The organism is Mucilaginibacter sp. UYCu711 (assembly GCF_050433825.1).
GTDB lineage: Bacteria > Bacteroidota > Bacteroidia > Sphingobacteriales > Sphingobacteriaceae > Mucilaginibacter.
Genome location: NZ_JBNPWM010000003.1, coordinates 1 through 13,693, shown reverse-complemented (window position 1 = coordinate 13,693; position 13,693 = coordinate 1). Strand labels below are relative to the sequence as shown.

Sequence of the window (13,693 nt, the reverse complement as noted above, 5' to 3'; positions counted from 1 at the left end):
TCGTTCCTCGCAATGACGCGCGGGAGGGTTATTATTTCTCGCTGATGGTGAAATAAGCTACGATCTCATCTATCGAATAGGTTTTGGCTTCCCCGGCTTCGTACTCCTTATCTCTCGCCAAAATCTCGGCTTGCTGTGCTGCTGATAAAATATCATTGCCATTATCTTGCACATAGTCGTATTTCATGCTATCAAGAATTAAATTAGCTCTTCTTATCCCACAAGTTTAACATCCTTATTACGTCATCATATTGTTCAGCAACGTACCCATCCAGGAGTGTGAATTTTTTATGGAAATTGATCAGCAAAGTTCTTGCCTGCCGGCTACCCGAAATTGTACTAATAAATAGTTTATCTATTAATTCGCCTGTTTTAACACTGTTTTGATCTTTAGTTTTATTATACAAGTTTAATACAGCTGATATTTGTGAAGGGTTATACTTCGGTATTGCGAAATTTACCGCCGAATCGCGTTTTAATTTGCCTTTAATAAAGTAGATGCGCTCGGTAGTCCAGATTGTTTCTCTGTAACTCATAGCCTTTCCTACAGGTAAATTAACCAATGTTTCCACAAATAAGGTGTCTTTTAAGGTCCTGATATTACATATGTCCGTAGCGCCCCAAAACTTTATTAGTTTGTTTGAGCCGCATACAGACAAAACAAATTCAGAATACAAGGTTTTCCCTTTAATGATGTCAGTTACTTCTGATCCGCATAGGGCGATCGAACGTCCGTTGGCTAAATGGAAGATAGCAGCCGGACTGGTACCGGCATATTGGTTAACCGGGCATTTGCAGTCAGGGGTATGGTGTTGCCCCAAGGCTACGCTGGCTATTAAGGTGAAGAAAGCAAAAGCGACTAAGTTTTTCATGATAATTAAATATAGGCATATTAAAATTATTCGTTACCAGTATGTTGTAATTGTGCATCGGTTAGTCCACCCTTGGTTGTTGGTGATAACACCAACAACGGCGGAAACAGGATTATGAGCGAAAGGCCGCGTTAACGATTGGAGCGGATACCGGCCATGCGCCTAACGCCTTGTGCGCGTATGAGCGTAAAGCGTGTGCCGCAGGCAACGCCCTTATTAGTGATTCGAGATTAGTTAATTGGTGATTAGATTCGGTCGGTTCATTAAACCCCTCCCTCCGCCCTCCCCAGGGGAGGGAATCGCACAGGCCGACGTTCAAAAGATTACCGCCTCTATTAACATTTACTACCACTCCCCTCATTCCAACTCCCAACCTTCAACCCTTACAACAAAAAGCCAACTCAAAAAATCAACAAAATAACCACTCAAACCACTTGCAAATAAAACAAATAAGCGTATCTTTGCAGTCCCGAAAAAGCGGGGTATAATAAACATTTATTTAATTTAATTAAAAGCAAGTGAATACGTTAAGTTACAAAACTGTCTCAGCCAACAAAAAAACCGTTAACAAACAGTGGGTTGTTGTTGACGCCGAAGGCGAGATCTTGGGGCGCTTGTCTACAAAGATCGCAATGATCATTCGTGGAAAAAACAAGCCAGAATTTACCCCAAACGTAGACTGTGGTGATAATGTAATAGTTATCAACGCAGACAAGGTAAAGTTGACCGGAAACAAGTTTAGCGATAAACAATATGTTTCTTACACCGGTTACCCGGGTGGTCAGCGTTTCATTTCTCCTAAGGAGTTAATGGCAAAGCATCCAACACGCGTAATTGAAAAAGCCGTGCGTGGTATGTTACCTAAAAGTCGTTTGGGCAAAGCATTGTTTGGCAATTTGCATGTATATGCAGGTACCACACATCCTCATGAAGCTCAAAACCCGAAAGCCATTTAATTTAAAAAACTAAGGAAAAAGAAATGCCAACAACTAACACTTCAGGCAGAAGAAAAACAGCCGTTGCACGTATCTACCTTACAGATGGTAGCGGTGCAATTACCGTAAACGGTAAAGATTACAAAGAATACTTCCCTACATTGCCATTGCAATACATCGTTACTCAGAGTACTGAGGTTTCTGGTTCGACCGGATTATATGATGTTAAAGTAAATGTTGCAGGTGGTGGTGTAAAAGGACAGGCAGAAGCCGTTCGTTTAGCTATTGCGAAAGCTATTGTTGAACTCGATGCTGATAAGAAGCCTTCATTGCGCGCTAAAGGTTTAATGACACGTGATAACCGTATGGTTGAGCGTAAGAAACCAGGCCGTAAGAAAGCACGTAAGAAATTCCAATTCAGTAAACGATAATTTAAGGAGAACAACAAAATGGCAAGAACAACATACGACGAGTTACTGGATGCTGGTGTACACTTTGGTCACCTTACCCGCAAATGGGATCCGAAAATGTCACAGTACATTTTTATGGAGCGCAACGGTATACACATTATCGATCTAAATAAAACCTTATCAAAGGTTGAAGAAGCTGCTGCAGCTATAAAACAAATTGTAAAATCAGGGCGTAAAGTATTATTCGTAGCTACAAAGAAACAAGCGAAAGATATCGTTGCTGAATATGCAAAAGGTGTAAACATGCCTTTCATAACCGAGCGTTGGTTAGGTGGTATGTTAACCAACTTTGCTACTGTACGTAAGTCGATCAAAAAGATGTCAAACATCGATAAATTGACTAAAGACGGTACTTACACTAACCTTTCTAAAAAAGAAAGATTGATGATACAGCGCGAGCGTATCAAATTAGAAACTTTATTAGGTGGTATTGCTGATTTAAATCGCTTACCGGCTGCATTGTTTTTAATTGACGTTAAAAAAGAGCACATCGCGGTATCTGAAGCATTAAAGTTAAATATCCCAACCTTTGCAATGGTTGATACTAACTCTGATCCTTCAAACATCGATTTCCCTATCCCGGCGAATGATGACGCTACCAAATCAATTTCATTGATCACCGGTATCATCATCAAAGCTATCGAAGAAGGATTGGACGAGCGTAAACGCGAAAAAGACGACGAAGCTGAAAAAGAAGCAGCACAAGCGAAAGCTAAAGCTGATGCTCCTGAAGTTGCTGACCGTGCTCCGGCCGGCGAAGGCAAAAGAAGCCGTAAAGTAGCTGTTGAAACTACTGCAGCAATTGCTGACGAAGCTCCTGCAACGGACGATACTACAGAAGAATAATAATTTTAAAAGTTGCAGGTTGTGAGTTATAGGTTGTAAGTTTTTACTCCTGCAACTCATAACTTTCAACTTTCAACATTTAAAACATACAAACAAAATGTCTACAGTACAAATAACTGCATCCGATGTAAATAAACTGCGCCAGCAAACCGGTGCGGGTATGATGGATTGCAAAAAAGCTTTAACTGAAACTAATGGTGATTTTGAAGCAGCTATTGATTTTTTAAGAAAAAAAGGTGCTAAAGTAGCAGCAAGCCGTCAGGACCGCGAGTCTAACGAAGGTGTTGTTATCGCCCGTTCATCTGCCGATGGCAAACGTGGTATCATCATCGAGTTAAATTGCGAAACTGATTTCGTTGCTAAAAATGCTGACTTTGTTGCTTTTGCTAACGCGATTGCTAACGAAGCTGTAGAGCAAGCTCCAAAATCAATTGAAGAATTGAACGCACTATCTATCGACATTGAAAATTCACGTTTAACTATTGCTGAAGCTTGCATTGACAAGACTGGTAAAATTGGCGAGAAGATCGGCGTATCAAAATACGAAGTTGTTGAAGGCGAAAAAGTTGTTGCTTACATCCACGGTAACTTCCGTTTAGGTGTATTGGTTGGCTTAAACAAAGCTGCTGCCGGCGCTGATGAAGCAGGTAAAGACGTTGCGATGCAAATTGCAGCTATGAACCCTGTTGCTATTGATAAAGACGGTGTTGATTCATCTGTTATTGAGCGTGAATTAGAGATTGCTAAAGACGTGATACGTGCAGAAGGTAAACCGGAAGAAATGGTTGAAAAAATCGCTGTCGGTAAATTGAATAAATTTTACAAAGACTCAACCCTGTTAAACCAGGAGTTTGTTAAGGATTCTTCAAAAAACGTATCTCAGTTTTTAGATACCGTTGAAAAAGGCCTTACAGTAACAGCCTTTAAGCGGGTAGCTTTAGGAGCTTAATTATATTTTAATCCTCGCTGAAAAGCGGGGATTTTTTTTGTCTAAAAAATCCATTGTTTGTCATTCTGAGCGTAGCGAAGAATCTTATACGTTAGACAGGCGGCAATTTGCGTAGCTTAGAAGATTCTTCGCTATGCTCAGAATGACAAATGCTTTATGTGATAATATGATAACTGCTTTAACTAATCTTCGGCTGATATCTGATGGTAGCATTACCACAGGCAAAGCCGTTTTAATTGAAGGCGCCAAAATCATAGGTGTAATTAACGACACCCAAATCCCACAGGATGCAATCCGCATCAATCTGAATAATAATTTTCTTGCGCCCGGGCTAATTGATCTGCAAATTTATGGCGCAGGCAAGCCACTTTTTTTTGGCGGTGATCCGTCGCCCGAGGCATTGGCGCAAATGGAGCGTACTTTATTGGCCGAAGGCTGCACAGGCTTTTTTGCCACCATTGCCACAAATACTGATGATATTATTGAACGTGGCATTGATGCTATAGTAAACTATTGGGATAACCGGGTAGGTAACTTATTGGGTCTGCATTTGGAAGGGCCGTATCTAAATCCAAAACGTTGCGGCGCCCATCCGCCGGCGTTGATAAAAAAAGCTACACTTGCACAAGTTAAAAACTGGATTGAAAGAGGAAAAGGCCTGATAAAAATGATAACGCTTGCACCCGAATTGCAGGATGCTGAAGTTTTAACTTATCTGAACCAGCAAGGTGTTGTATTATCATCGGGCCATAGTAATGCTACTTATGCCGAAGGAAAAGCGTTTTTAAATAAACCGGTACAAGCGGTAACGCATTTATATAATGCCATGCCGCCCATGCACCACCGCGAACCCGGTTATATCCCTGCAGTATTTGAGGAGCGTCCGTATACCAGCATCGTTGCCGATGGGGTACATGTTGATTATACCATGATCCGTTTAGCCAAGCGCGAATTGGGCGATAAATTGTTTTTAATAACCGACTCGGTATCAGAGAGTAACAAAGGCACCTATCAACATCAATTTAAGATAGATAGGTATGTAATGCCTGATGGAACGTTGTCGGGTTCGTGTTTAACAATGCTGAAAGCCGTACAAAATTGCGTTGAGCATGTTGGTATTGATCTTGCAGAAGCGGTAAATATGGCGACTTTATACCCTGCGCAATTAATCAAATCAGCAACAAAAGGAAAAGTCGAAAAAGGTTTTGATGCCGACCTGGTTGTTTTTAACGATGCCTTTGAATTTGTTAACCTAATATTTAAAGGAGTAACAAAAACAACATAATATTTTAACAATAGCTTTAATTACATATTTTTGATAAATCCCACACCATACATGAAGTACAAAAGAATATTACTGAAACTAAGCGGCGAATCGTTAATGGGCGACAGGCAATACGGCATTGATAACAAGCAGGTATTGCAATATGCACATGATATTAAAGCAGTAAAAGACAAAGGCCTTGAAATAGCTGTTGTTGTTGGTGGTGGTAATATTTTCAGGGGATTAAGTGCCGAAAAATCGGGCATGGAACGCGCCCAGGCAGATTATATGGGTATGCTTGCAACCGTAATAAACTGTATGGCGCTGCAAAACGCTTTAGAGAGTGTTGGCGTTGAAACGCGCCTGCAGTCGGCCATAAAAATGGAGCAGATCTGCGAGCCATATATCCGTCGGCGTGCCATGCATCATTTAGAGGTTGGGCATATTGTAATATTTGGCGCCGGTACCGGCAATCCATACTTTACTACCGATACCGCGGCATCACTTCGCGCCATCGAAATTAAAGCTGACGTGGTACTAAAAGGTACGCGTGTTGACGGTATTTATACCGCTGACCCTGAAAAGGACCCATCTGCAACCCGTTACGACGAAATATCTTTCCAGGAAGTATACGACAAAGGGTTAAACGTTATGGACATGACCGCCATAACCCTTTGCCAGGAAAATAATTTACCCATTATTGTATTTGATATGAACAAGCCTGGCAACTTCATGAAGATTGCAGAGGGTGAAGCGATAGGGACTTTGGTGAAGTAGAGGCTACAGGTTTGGATGATTTGGTAATTAAATATCTTATATTTGTATATAAGATATTAGTTATGGAAACTATCTTGCTGCAAATTAATGATGTTAAGGCTTACAAATTGATAGAAGATTTGGAAGCGCTAAATGTTGTTAAAATATTAGAAAAGGATATTCAACCAAAAAAAAAGCTCTCTGAAAGGTTTGCCGGTGCTCTTAAACTTTCAAAAGAAGAATCTGAGAATTTTCAGAAGGCTATAATCGAAGGAAGAAACGAGTGGGAACGGGATATTTAATTGACACTAATGTCGTTATTGGATATTTAGATCAAACATTGCCACCAAAAGGCATGGAGATAATGAACGACATTATCAACGAAACTCCAAAAATTTCTGTGATAACCAAAATTGAGGTATTAAGATATAATACTACTGTTGACGGTTATAAAATTATCAACGATTTTATCAGTGAAAGCAATGTTTTGCATCTGAACGATCAAGTGATAGATAAGACAATAGAAATTTGTAAGTCAAAACAAATCAAATTACCAGATGCTATAATTGCCGCCACTGCATTAGTTAATAACTTCGCATTGGCCACCCGCAATATCTCAGATTTCAAAAACATTCAAGGCTTAGAATTGCTTAATCCATGGGCCGAAGATAATGGCAGGGCATTATAAGGCTATTTCACAGATTTTACTATTTTTGTCAAAAAACATAACACAATGAGCGAACTCATTAAAAAACAAGTAACCGATGCTAAAGCTGCAATGGACCGTGCTATTGACCATGCTGATGGCGAATTAAATAAGATCCGTGCAGGTAAAGCAAGTCCTTCAATGCTGGACGATGTGTATGTTGATTACTATGGTACTGCAACACCGTTGAGTCAGGTAGGTACAGTTAATACCCCGGATGCCCGTACCATTGTTGTACAGCCGTGGGAAAAGTCGTTGTTGGGCCCTATTGAAAAAGCTATCATGGAAGCTAACTTAGGTGTTAACCCGCAAAACGATGGTGTTATTATCCGTATAAACGTGCCGCCATTGACAGAAGAGCGCCGCCGCGACCTGGCTAAAAAAGCTAAAGGAGAGGCTGAGAATGGCAAAATAGCTATACGTAACGTACGTAAGGATGCTAACGAAAAGATCCGTAAACTAAAAACGGAAGGCGTTTCAGAAGATGAAATGAAAGCCGGCGAAGCTGAGATCCAGAAGCTTACCGATGCCTACATTGTTAAGGTAGATCACCTATCAGAAGCTAAAGAAAAAGATATTATGACGGTTTAGTTTAACCTGATTGTCAAATTAAAGGGAATGAGCTACTTAGCCGTTCCCTTTTTTTATTTTTGGGAAAATCAAGAAAAAATAGATGAAAATACTCCTATCATATCTTCAAGAACATCGTCGTCTTGTTGTTTTTGCCCTGTTTTTGGCGGCAATGAATATCGGGTTTTCTTTATTGGACCCGTATATATCGGGCCGAATTCTGGACACTGTTATTAATCAAAGCGATAAACTTGCATTAGGTAAATATCTTGGCAGCGCATTAAAGCTGGTAGGTTTGGCTGTTGGTGTTGCAATGGTATCGCGCATAGCGAAGAACTTCCAGGACTACTTTACCAACATTATAACGCAAAAGGTTGGTGCTAAAATGTACGCCGATGGATTAAAGCACTCGCTTGAACTACCTTACCAGGTTTTTGAAGATCAGCGTAGTGGTGAAACTTTAGGCATATTGCAAAAAGTGCGTACAGATAGTGAGGCATTTATTACCGCATTTATAGGTATATTATTTGTAAGTATAACTGGTATGAGTTTCGTTATTGTTTACTCATTATTTGTAAGCTATAAAGTGACACTGGTTTATCTGGCAGCTATCCCAATTATTACGTTTGTAAGCACATCATTAAGCAAGCGTATTAAAACAGTACAACGAAGCATATTGTCTGAAACTACTGCGCTTGCAGGGTCGACCACAGAATCACTAAGAAACATTGAATTGGTAAAAAGCCTCGGCTTGGTAAAACAAGAGATAAGCCGCTTAAATAATACTACCTACAAGATACTTGGACTTGAACTAAAAAAGGTAAAATATGTAAGAAGCATGAGCTTTGTACAGGGTACCACTGTAAACTTTGTACGCAGCGTTATGGTAGTGGTTTTATTATTGCTTATTCATGATCGTACCATAACAGCAGGTCAATATCTAAGCTTGCTTTTTTACTCGTTTTTCTTATTCAATCCGCTACAAGAACTTGGTAATGTTATAGTGTCATGGCGCGAAGCACAGGTATCATTAGCAAATTTTGAGCGTATAACAAGTACTCCGATAGATAAAAAACCAGAGAAACCTGTATTGGTAGAAAAGATCACAAAGCTAACTTTTGATAATGTAAGCTTTAAGCATTTAACAGCTAATCGTAACGCGCTTAATCATATAACTTTTGAAACCAATACCGGCGAAACCATTGCTTTTGTTGGGCCGTCGGGTTCCGGCAAAACAACGTTGGTTAAGTTACTGGTGGGTTTATATCAGCCATTAGAGGGCGATATAACTTATAATGGTATAGCCAGTAAAGAAATAGATTTGGATCAGCTGCGCGAAAAAATTGGGTTTGTAACACAGGATACCCAATTGTTCTCGGGTACTATTCGTGAAAACTTGCTGTTTGTTCGCCCGGGTGCTACTGATGAGGAGTGTTTGGATGTGCTCCAACGTGCGGCCTGCCAAACCTTAATGGCGCGTGCTGCTAATGGTTTAGATACGGTAATAGGCGAGGGTGGGGTAAAAGTATCCGGTGGCGAAAAGCAACGACTGTCAATTGCACGCGCTTTATTACGCAGGCCAGATTTGTTAGTGTTTGACGAAGCGACATCATCGTTAGATTCATTAACAGAAGAGGAGATCACCGAAACTATTAAAGATGTATCAGAGTTTAATAATCATATCACTATTTTAATAGCTCACCGTTTATCAACTATTATGCATGCCGATTGTGTGTATGTATTGGAGAAGGGCCGGATTATTGAAAGCGGCAAACATAGCGAGTTGTTAGATCAAAAAGGTTTGTATTACGCTATGTGGCGTCAGCAAATAGGCGAGAAATTTTCTGCTGAAGTAGACGCATAAAGCATGATTAAGCAGATTGAGGTAGTAAGTAACCTATATTAGGTTACTTACCGCTTTTGCTACTTTGCTTAATGCGTTTACGTTTTAAATAGTTTACGTAAAGTCGTGTGCCAATAGCAGCACCCAGGCCGGCCGGTATCGCGAATATTAACGATCGCGTTAGGTCCTCTTTAAAAAACACGATTTTCACCAGCACGAATATAATGATAGTGATGATCATGGATCCCAGGAATGTAATTACTTTAATCATCATATAGCTATTCCTTTTTTATTTCAGGAGCCGATATCTCATGTAATGACAGTGGTATCAGCTTCTTTGTTTTAAAGTAGGTGATGCTTACGATTAGCAATGTCATGCTGCCGCCAAATAAAACGGATGGCACTGTCCCCATTAAATTAGCCGCGGTGCCGGACTCGAATGCACCTATCTCGTTAGACGACCCGATAAACATTTGATTTACGGCCGATACGCGACCACGCATACTATCAGGCGTAAGTATCTGCATGATGGTACCACGGATCAACACGCTGATACTATCAAAGCCACCCTCGGTAAATAAGAACAACAGCGATAGGTAGAAGTTGCGTGATAATGCAAAGCAGATAATGGACAAGCCAAAACCGGTTACAGCTATCAACAAATTGCGCCACGGTTTGCCCATTGGTGATATGCGCGCCATAGCAAGCATCACCAATACTGCACCTAATGATGAAGTTGCACGCATAATGCCTAAGCCTTGCGGGCCTACATGTAAAATCTCGTTAGCAAATACAGGCAATAATGCCACCGCGCCACCAAAAAATACCGAGAACAGATCAAGGCTTAAAGCGCCAATCATCATTTTATTGCCAAACACAAAATGAATGCCTTCTGACAGGCTTTCCCAAATGCTTTCTTTAGGCACATATACAGGTGGGTATCTTTTTAAGAAGAAAACGCATACTAATGCTACTATCAGAAAAGTAATAATTATGCCGAACGTAACTGTAATGCCACAAAATCCATACGCTAACCCGCCAACCAACGGCCCCAATATGGATGCAATTTGCCAGCTTGAGCTGTTCCAGCTGCTGGAGTTAGGGTAAATTTCTTTAGGTACACTATGTGCCAATACACTAAACGCCGCCGGGTTATAAAACGCACGGGCCACACCATTGCAAAATACCATTACGTATAAAATGGGCACTATCCAACCGGCATGGATAATACCTCCCATGCTTTTTAAGGTGACGGTAAACATTACTAAAGAGGATAATAACACTCCGAAGAATACAAACAAAAGCATCTTCTTTTTTTCTGATTTATCGGCAATATATCCGCCGTATAAGGCAATGCCTATTGATGGTATAGCTTCGCTTAAACCTATCAGTCCCAAAGCAAAAGCGCTTTTGGTTAACTGGTAAACGTAGAAGCCTAAAATAACGGCCTGCATTTGGTAAGCAAAGGTGAAGAAAAACTTCATGCCCAGGTAGGAGCGGAAATCTTTATAACGTAACGCTATGAAAGGGTCTTTTTCTGGTAAGTGTTGACTATCGGATTCTGCCATTACACAAAACTACAAATCATGCAGTAAGGATGGAAGATTATTTGAAAATTAACTTAAGAAATCTTATCCCAGCTCAATCCCGCATTTTTAACCTGGAACGCCAAATTTAATATCTGATTCTCAGTTGCTGCTAATTGCGGGTCAACAGCAAAAATATCTTCAACACATTTACGGGCCTGCATTAACAGCTCCTGGTCGACGGTGAGGTCGGCTACTTTAAGGTCAAGCAGGCCGCTTTGCTGGGTGCCTTCAATATTACCTGGGCCGCGTAACTGCAGGTCGGTTTCGGCAATCTCGAAGCCATTGTTGGTTTTAACCATTGTATTTAAGCGTATGCGGCCCTCTGGGCTTAGTTTATCCTTGCTCATGAGTATACAATAGGATTGCTCTGCACCACGCCCCACACGGCCCCTGAGCTGGTGTAATTGTGATAAGCCAAAACGCTCGGCATTTTCAATTATCATTACTGATGCGTTAGGCACATTAACCCCGACCTCAATAACCGTAGTAGCTACCATGATCTGTGTTTCGCCTTTAACAAACCGTTGCATTTCAAACTCTTTTTCGGCAGGTTTAATTTTGCCATATACCACGCTTAGCTTGTATTGAGGTAGTGGAAATTCTTTAGATATCACCTCAAACCCCTCCATCAGGTTTTTAAGGTCGAGCTTTTCGCTTTCCTGTATCAGCGGATAAACAATATAGATCTGCCGGCCCTTGGCAATCTCCTCTTTCATCAAACCAAACATGCGGAGGCGACTGCTTTCATAAAAATGAACAGTTTTAATAGGCTTCCGGCCAGCGGGTAATTCATCTATCACGGATATATCCAGATCTCCATATAAAGTCATGGCAAGGGTGCGTGGTATGGGGGTGGCCGTCATTACCAAAATATGTGGCGGGATCGAATTTTTACGCCAAAGCTTAGCACGCTGCTCCACACCAAAACGGTGCTGCTCATCAATAACCACCATGCCCAGGTTTTGGTACTGCACCTTATCTTCAATAAGGGCATGGGTACCTATCAATATTTTAAGCTGGCCGTTTTCCAGTTTTTGGTGCAGTACTTTTCGGTCCTTTGGTTTTGTCGAGCCGGTTAGCAAGGCAACCTCAACAAAATCATCGCCCACTAAGCTTTTTATGGTTTGGTAATGCTGATTGGCCAGGATCTCTGTAGGCGCCATAATGCAGGTTTGGAAACCATTATCAATAGCTATCAGCATGCTCATTAAAGCCACAACAGTTTTACCGCTACCTACATCGCCCTGCAACAGGCGGTTCATTTGTACACCGCGCTGGGTGTCAAGCCTTATTTCCCTTAAAACTTTCTTTTGCGAATTGGTTAGCTCGAAAGGCAGTTTGTTGTGGTAAAACTCGTTAAAGTAGGGGCCAACCTTATCAAATATATTGCCCTTAAATTTCTGTACACGCAGCAGCTTATTTTTTAGAAGCTTTAATTGTAAAAAGAAAAGTTCTTCAAACTTAAGCCGGTGTCTCGCTTCGGCCAGTTTATTAGCGTCCTCCGGGAAATGGATATTGCGATAAGCATCCGCCCTCCCCATCAATTTAAACTTATTAATGATATAAAGGGGCAGGTTTTCCTGTATCTCGCGTGCGTGCTGTTCCAATAACCCTGTTACCAGCTTTTGGATGCCCTTGCTATCTAACGTAAACTGTTTTAGCTTTTCGGTCGAACTGTATACGGGCTGTAAAGTCATATTCCCTTTGCGCTGGATAGTTTCGGGCGAGTAGAGATCAAACTCAGGATGCGACATTTGGGCTTTGCCGTTAAATGATCCCGGCTTGCCAAAAAGTATATAGGCCTTGCCTACGATCAAATTCTTCTCGGCCCATTTAATACCCTGGAACCATACCAGCTCCATTACGCCGGTGTCATCCTGTACCTGGGCTACCAGGCGTTTAGTGTGTTTTTCGCCAAGTAGGTCTTTATGGCTTAAACGTGCAATAACCTGCACATAAGGCAAGTCCTGCTGGATATCTTTTATTTTATAAAATCGGGTACGGTCAATATGCCTGAACGGGAAATGCTGCAGCAAATCCTCAAAAGTTTTTATAGCGAGTTCTTTTTTCAGCATATCAGCGCGGGCTGTGCCAACGCCTTTTAAATATTCAATCGGGGTTTGAAATAGCTGACCGTTCAATGGCTTTTATCAGGCTTTTACTGCTATTACAGAAATTTCAACACTAACACCTTTGGGCAGGGCTGATACCTGTACGGTTTCGCGCGCAGGGAAATTGTCTTCGAAGTACGATCCGTAAACCTCGTTCACTTCCGCAAAATCTGCCATGTTGGTTAAAAATATAGTGCTTTTAACAATGTGGGTAAAATCAGCTTTGGCCTGGTTTAATATGGCACCAATGTTTTCCATTACCAAATGGGTGGCGGCTGTAATATTATCAGTAACTAATTCTCCGGTAAAAGGGTGCAGAGGTATCTGGCCGGATACAAAAATGGTATTACCGGCTTGTATAGCCTGGTTGTATGGTCCAATAGGTGCAGGGGCATCGGCTGTATTAATTACTTTTTTCATTTTTATTAGGTTGATTTTTATGTTAATCGCGAAGCGCGATTGTGCTGTTACTTATTTCTTAGTTATTAACCAGTATATTATTTTTCCTATTATGCCAAGCAGAAACACGCTTATAGCGATAGCATTAATAATATGCATCACTTTTAAATTAAAGCTGGTTGGCCTGTTGGGGTCTTTTTTACGAAAAAAGTACATGGTGCTAATTTACTTAAAATTTCGATGCAGAAATTATTGCACAAATATAACTAAACAAAAAAGGCTCCCCAAAATGAAGTGCCCCCGAAAAGTTAGACGAATTTAAATTAATTATTAATATGATGAGCTCGGTATTTTAACGGGCTCATTCCTTTTAGATTTAGTTT

General features: G+C 40.9%; 17 protein-coding genes. 10 read left to right on the top strand and 7 right to left on the bottom strand.

Annotation, left to right across the window (positions count from 1 at the left end; all coding sequences use genetic code 11):
• Positions 1 to 31: 31 nt before the first annotated feature.
• Both ABIB50_RS07255 and ABIB50_RS07250 read right to left on the bottom strand, forming a co-directional pair.
• Positions 32 to 187 (bottom strand): hypothetical protein, encoded by a 156-nt coding sequence (locus ABIB50_RS07255; RefSeq protein ID WP_429378500.1) that lies wholly within the window; start codon positions 185 to 187, stop codon positions 32 to 34.
• A gap of 16 nt (positions 188 to 203) precedes the next feature.
• Complete coding sequence (locus ABIB50_RS07250; protein WP_429378498.1) at positions 204 to 872, bottom strand: hypothetical protein; 669 nt, start codon at positions 870 to 872, stop codon at positions 204 to 206.
• Between the two features lie 518 nt (positions 873 to 1,390).
• On the opposite strand from ABIB50_RS07250, the gene rplM reads away from it, so the two are divergent.
• The 10 genes from rplM to ABIB50_RS07200 all read left to right on the top strand — a co-directional run bounded on the left by rplM (position 1,391) and on the right by ABIB50_RS07200 (position 9,232).
• Positions 1,391 to 1,828, top strand: a complete 438-nt coding sequence (gene rplM / locus ABIB50_RS07245) for a 50S ribosomal protein L13 (protein WP_214071969.1) — start codon at positions 1,391 to 1,393, stop codon at positions 1,826 to 1,828.
• Between the two features lie 23 nt (positions 1,829 to 1,851).
• Positions 1,852 to 2,238, top strand: coding sequence for a 30S ribosomal protein S9 (rpsI, locus tag ABIB50_RS07240; protein ID WP_299354424.1), 387 nt, complete (start codon positions 1,852 to 1,854; stop codon positions 2,236 to 2,238).
• 18 nt (positions 2,239 to 2,256) lie between these two features.
• Positions 2,257 to 3,123 carry a 30S ribosomal protein S2 gene (gene rpsB / locus ABIB50_RS07235; protein ID WP_429378496.1) on the top strand — a complete coding sequence of 289 codons (867 nt, stop codon included), beginning with the start codon at positions 2,257 to 2,259 and terminating at the stop codon, positions 3,121 to 3,123.
• A 97-nt stretch (positions 3,124 to 3,220) separates the two neighbouring features.
• Complete coding sequence (tsf, locus tag ABIB50_RS07230) at positions 3,221 to 4,072, top strand: translation elongation factor Ts (protein WP_429378495.1); 852 nt, start codon at positions 3,221 to 3,223, stop codon at positions 4,070 to 4,072.
• 166 nt (positions 4,073 to 4,238) lie between these two features.
• Positions 4,239 to 5,357 (top strand): N-acetylglucosamine-6-phosphate deacetylase, encoded by a 1,119-nt coding sequence (nagA, locus tag ABIB50_RS07225; RefSeq protein WP_429378493.1) that lies wholly within the window; start codon positions 4,239 to 4,241, stop codon positions 5,355 to 5,357.
• A 51-nt stretch (positions 5,358 to 5,408) separates the two neighbouring features.
• Positions 5,409 to 6,113, top strand: coding sequence for a UMP kinase (gene pyrH, locus ABIB50_RS07220; protein WP_429378491.1), 705 nt, complete (start codon positions 5,409 to 5,411; stop codon positions 6,111 to 6,113).
• A 62-nt stretch (positions 6,114 to 6,175) separates the two neighbouring features.
• Entirely contained in the window at positions 6,176 to 6,394 is a 219-nt protein-coding gene (locus ABIB50_RS07215) for a hypothetical protein (RefSeq protein ID WP_429378489.1), read from the top strand.
• The gene (locus ABIB50_RS07210; RefSeq protein ID WP_429378487.1) at positions 6,376 to 6,780 is read left to right on the top strand and encodes a type II toxin-antitoxin system VapC family toxin; all 405 of its coding nucleotides are present in this window, start codon (positions 6,376 to 6,378) and stop codon (positions 6,778 to 6,780) included. Before ABIB50_RS07215 ends, ABIB50_RS07210 begins: the two co-directional genes overlap by 19 nt.
• Positions 6,781 to 6,825: 45 nt before the next feature.
• Positions 6,826 to 7,389: a ribosome recycling factor gene (gene frr / locus ABIB50_RS07205; protein ID WP_429378486.1), complete on the top strand. Its 564-nt coding sequence runs from the start codon at positions 6,826 to 6,828 to the stop codon at positions 7,387 to 7,389.
• Between the two features lie 82 nt (positions 7,390 to 7,471).
• Positions 7,472 to 9,232 carry an ABC transporter ATP-binding protein gene (locus tag ABIB50_RS07200; protein WP_429378484.1) on the top strand — a complete coding sequence of 587 codons (1,761 nt, stop codon included), beginning with the start codon at positions 7,472 to 7,474 and terminating at the stop codon, positions 9,230 to 9,232.
• Positions 9,233 to 9,275: 43 nt separating this feature from the next.
• On the opposite strand, the gene ABIB50_RS07195 is transcribed toward ABIB50_RS07200, so the two are convergent.
• The 5 genes from ABIB50_RS07195 to ABIB50_RS07175 are packed head-to-tail and all read right to left on the bottom strand — an operon-like array spanning position 9,276 to position 13,526.
• Positions 9,276 to 9,485, bottom strand: a complete 210-nt coding sequence (locus ABIB50_RS07195) for a hypothetical protein (RefSeq protein ID WP_429378483.1) — start codon at positions 9,483 to 9,485, stop codon at positions 9,276 to 9,278.
• Positions 9,486 to 9,489: 4 nt separating this feature from the next.
• The gene (locus ABIB50_RS07190) at positions 9,490 to 10,779 is read right to left on the bottom strand and encodes an MFS transporter (RefSeq protein ID WP_429378482.1); all 1,290 of its coding nucleotides are present in this window, start codon (positions 10,777 to 10,779) and stop codon (positions 9,490 to 9,492) included.
• Between the two features lie 53 nt (positions 10,780 to 10,832).
• Positions 10,833 to 12,941, bottom strand: a complete 2,109-nt coding sequence (gene recG / locus ABIB50_RS07185; RefSeq protein ID WP_429378480.1) for an ATP-dependent DNA helicase RecG — start codon at positions 12,939 to 12,941, stop codon at positions 10,833 to 10,835.
• A gap of 9 nt (positions 12,942 to 12,950) precedes the next feature.
• The gene (locus ABIB50_RS07180; RefSeq protein ID WP_429378479.1) at positions 12,951 to 13,331 is read right to left on the bottom strand and encodes a RidA family protein; all 381 of its coding nucleotides are present in this window, start codon (positions 13,329 to 13,331) and stop codon (positions 12,951 to 12,953) included.
• A gap of 51 nt (positions 13,332 to 13,382) precedes the next feature.
• Positions 13,383 to 13,526, bottom strand: a complete 144-nt coding sequence (locus ABIB50_RS07175) for a DUF6728 family protein (RefSeq protein WP_429378477.1) — start codon at positions 13,524 to 13,526, stop codon at positions 13,383 to 13,385.
• Positions 13,527 to 13,693 lie beyond the last annotated feature (167 nt).

Bases quoted from the DNA above. Each gene is read 5' to 3' on its own strand.
- ABIB50_RS07180 (WP_429378479.1), bottom strand. From the start codon at position 13,331: ATGAAAAAAGTAATTAATACAGCCGATGCCCCTGCACCTATTGGACCA.
- frr (WP_429378486.1), top strand. From the start codon at position 6,826: ATGAGCGAACTCATTAAAAAACAAGTAACCGATGCTAAAGCTGCAATG.
- ABIB50_RS07190 (WP_429378482.1), bottom strand. From the start codon at position 10,779: ATGGCAGAATCCGATAGTCAACACTTACCAGAAAAAGACCCTTTCATA.
- ABIB50_RS07200 (WP_429378484.1), top strand. From the start codon at position 7,472: ATGAAAATACTCCTATCATATCTTCAAGAACATCGTCGTCTTGTTGTT.
- rpsI (WP_299354424.1), top strand. From the start codon at position 1,852: ATGCCAACAACTAACACTTCAGGCAGAAGAAAAACAGCCGTTGCACGT.
- ABIB50_RS07255 (WP_429378500.1), bottom strand. From the start codon at position 187: ATGAAATACGACTATGTGCAAGATAATGGCAATGATATTTTATCAGCA.
- ABIB50_RS07215 (WP_429378489.1), top strand. From the start codon at position 6,176: ATGGAAACTATCTTGCTGCAAATTAATGATGTTAAGGCTTACAAATTG.
- ABIB50_RS07250 (WP_429378498.1), bottom strand. From the start codon at position 872: ATGAAAAACTTAGTCGCTTTTGCTTTCTTCACCTTAATAGCCAGCGTA.
- tsf (WP_429378495.1), top strand. From the start codon at position 3,221: ATGTCTACAGTACAAATAACTGCATCCGATGTAAATAAACTGCGCCAG.
- ABIB50_RS07195 (WP_429378483.1), bottom strand. From the start codon at position 9,485: ATGATGATTAAAGTAATTACATTCCTGGGATCCATGATCATCACTATC.
- rpsB (WP_429378496.1), top strand. From the start codon at position 2,257: ATGGCAAGAACAACATACGACGAGTTACTGGATGCTGGTGTACACTTT.
- nagA (WP_429378493.1), top strand. From the start codon at position 4,239: ATGATAACTGCTTTAACTAATCTTCGGCTGATATCTGATGGTAGCATT.
- ABIB50_RS07175 (WP_429378477.1), bottom strand. From the start codon at position 13,526: ATGTACTTTTTTCGTAAAAAAGACCCCAACAGGCCAACCAGCTTTAAT.
- pyrH (WP_429378491.1), top strand. From the start codon at position 5,409: ATGAAGTACAAAAGAATATTACTGAAACTAAGCGGCGAATCGTTAATG.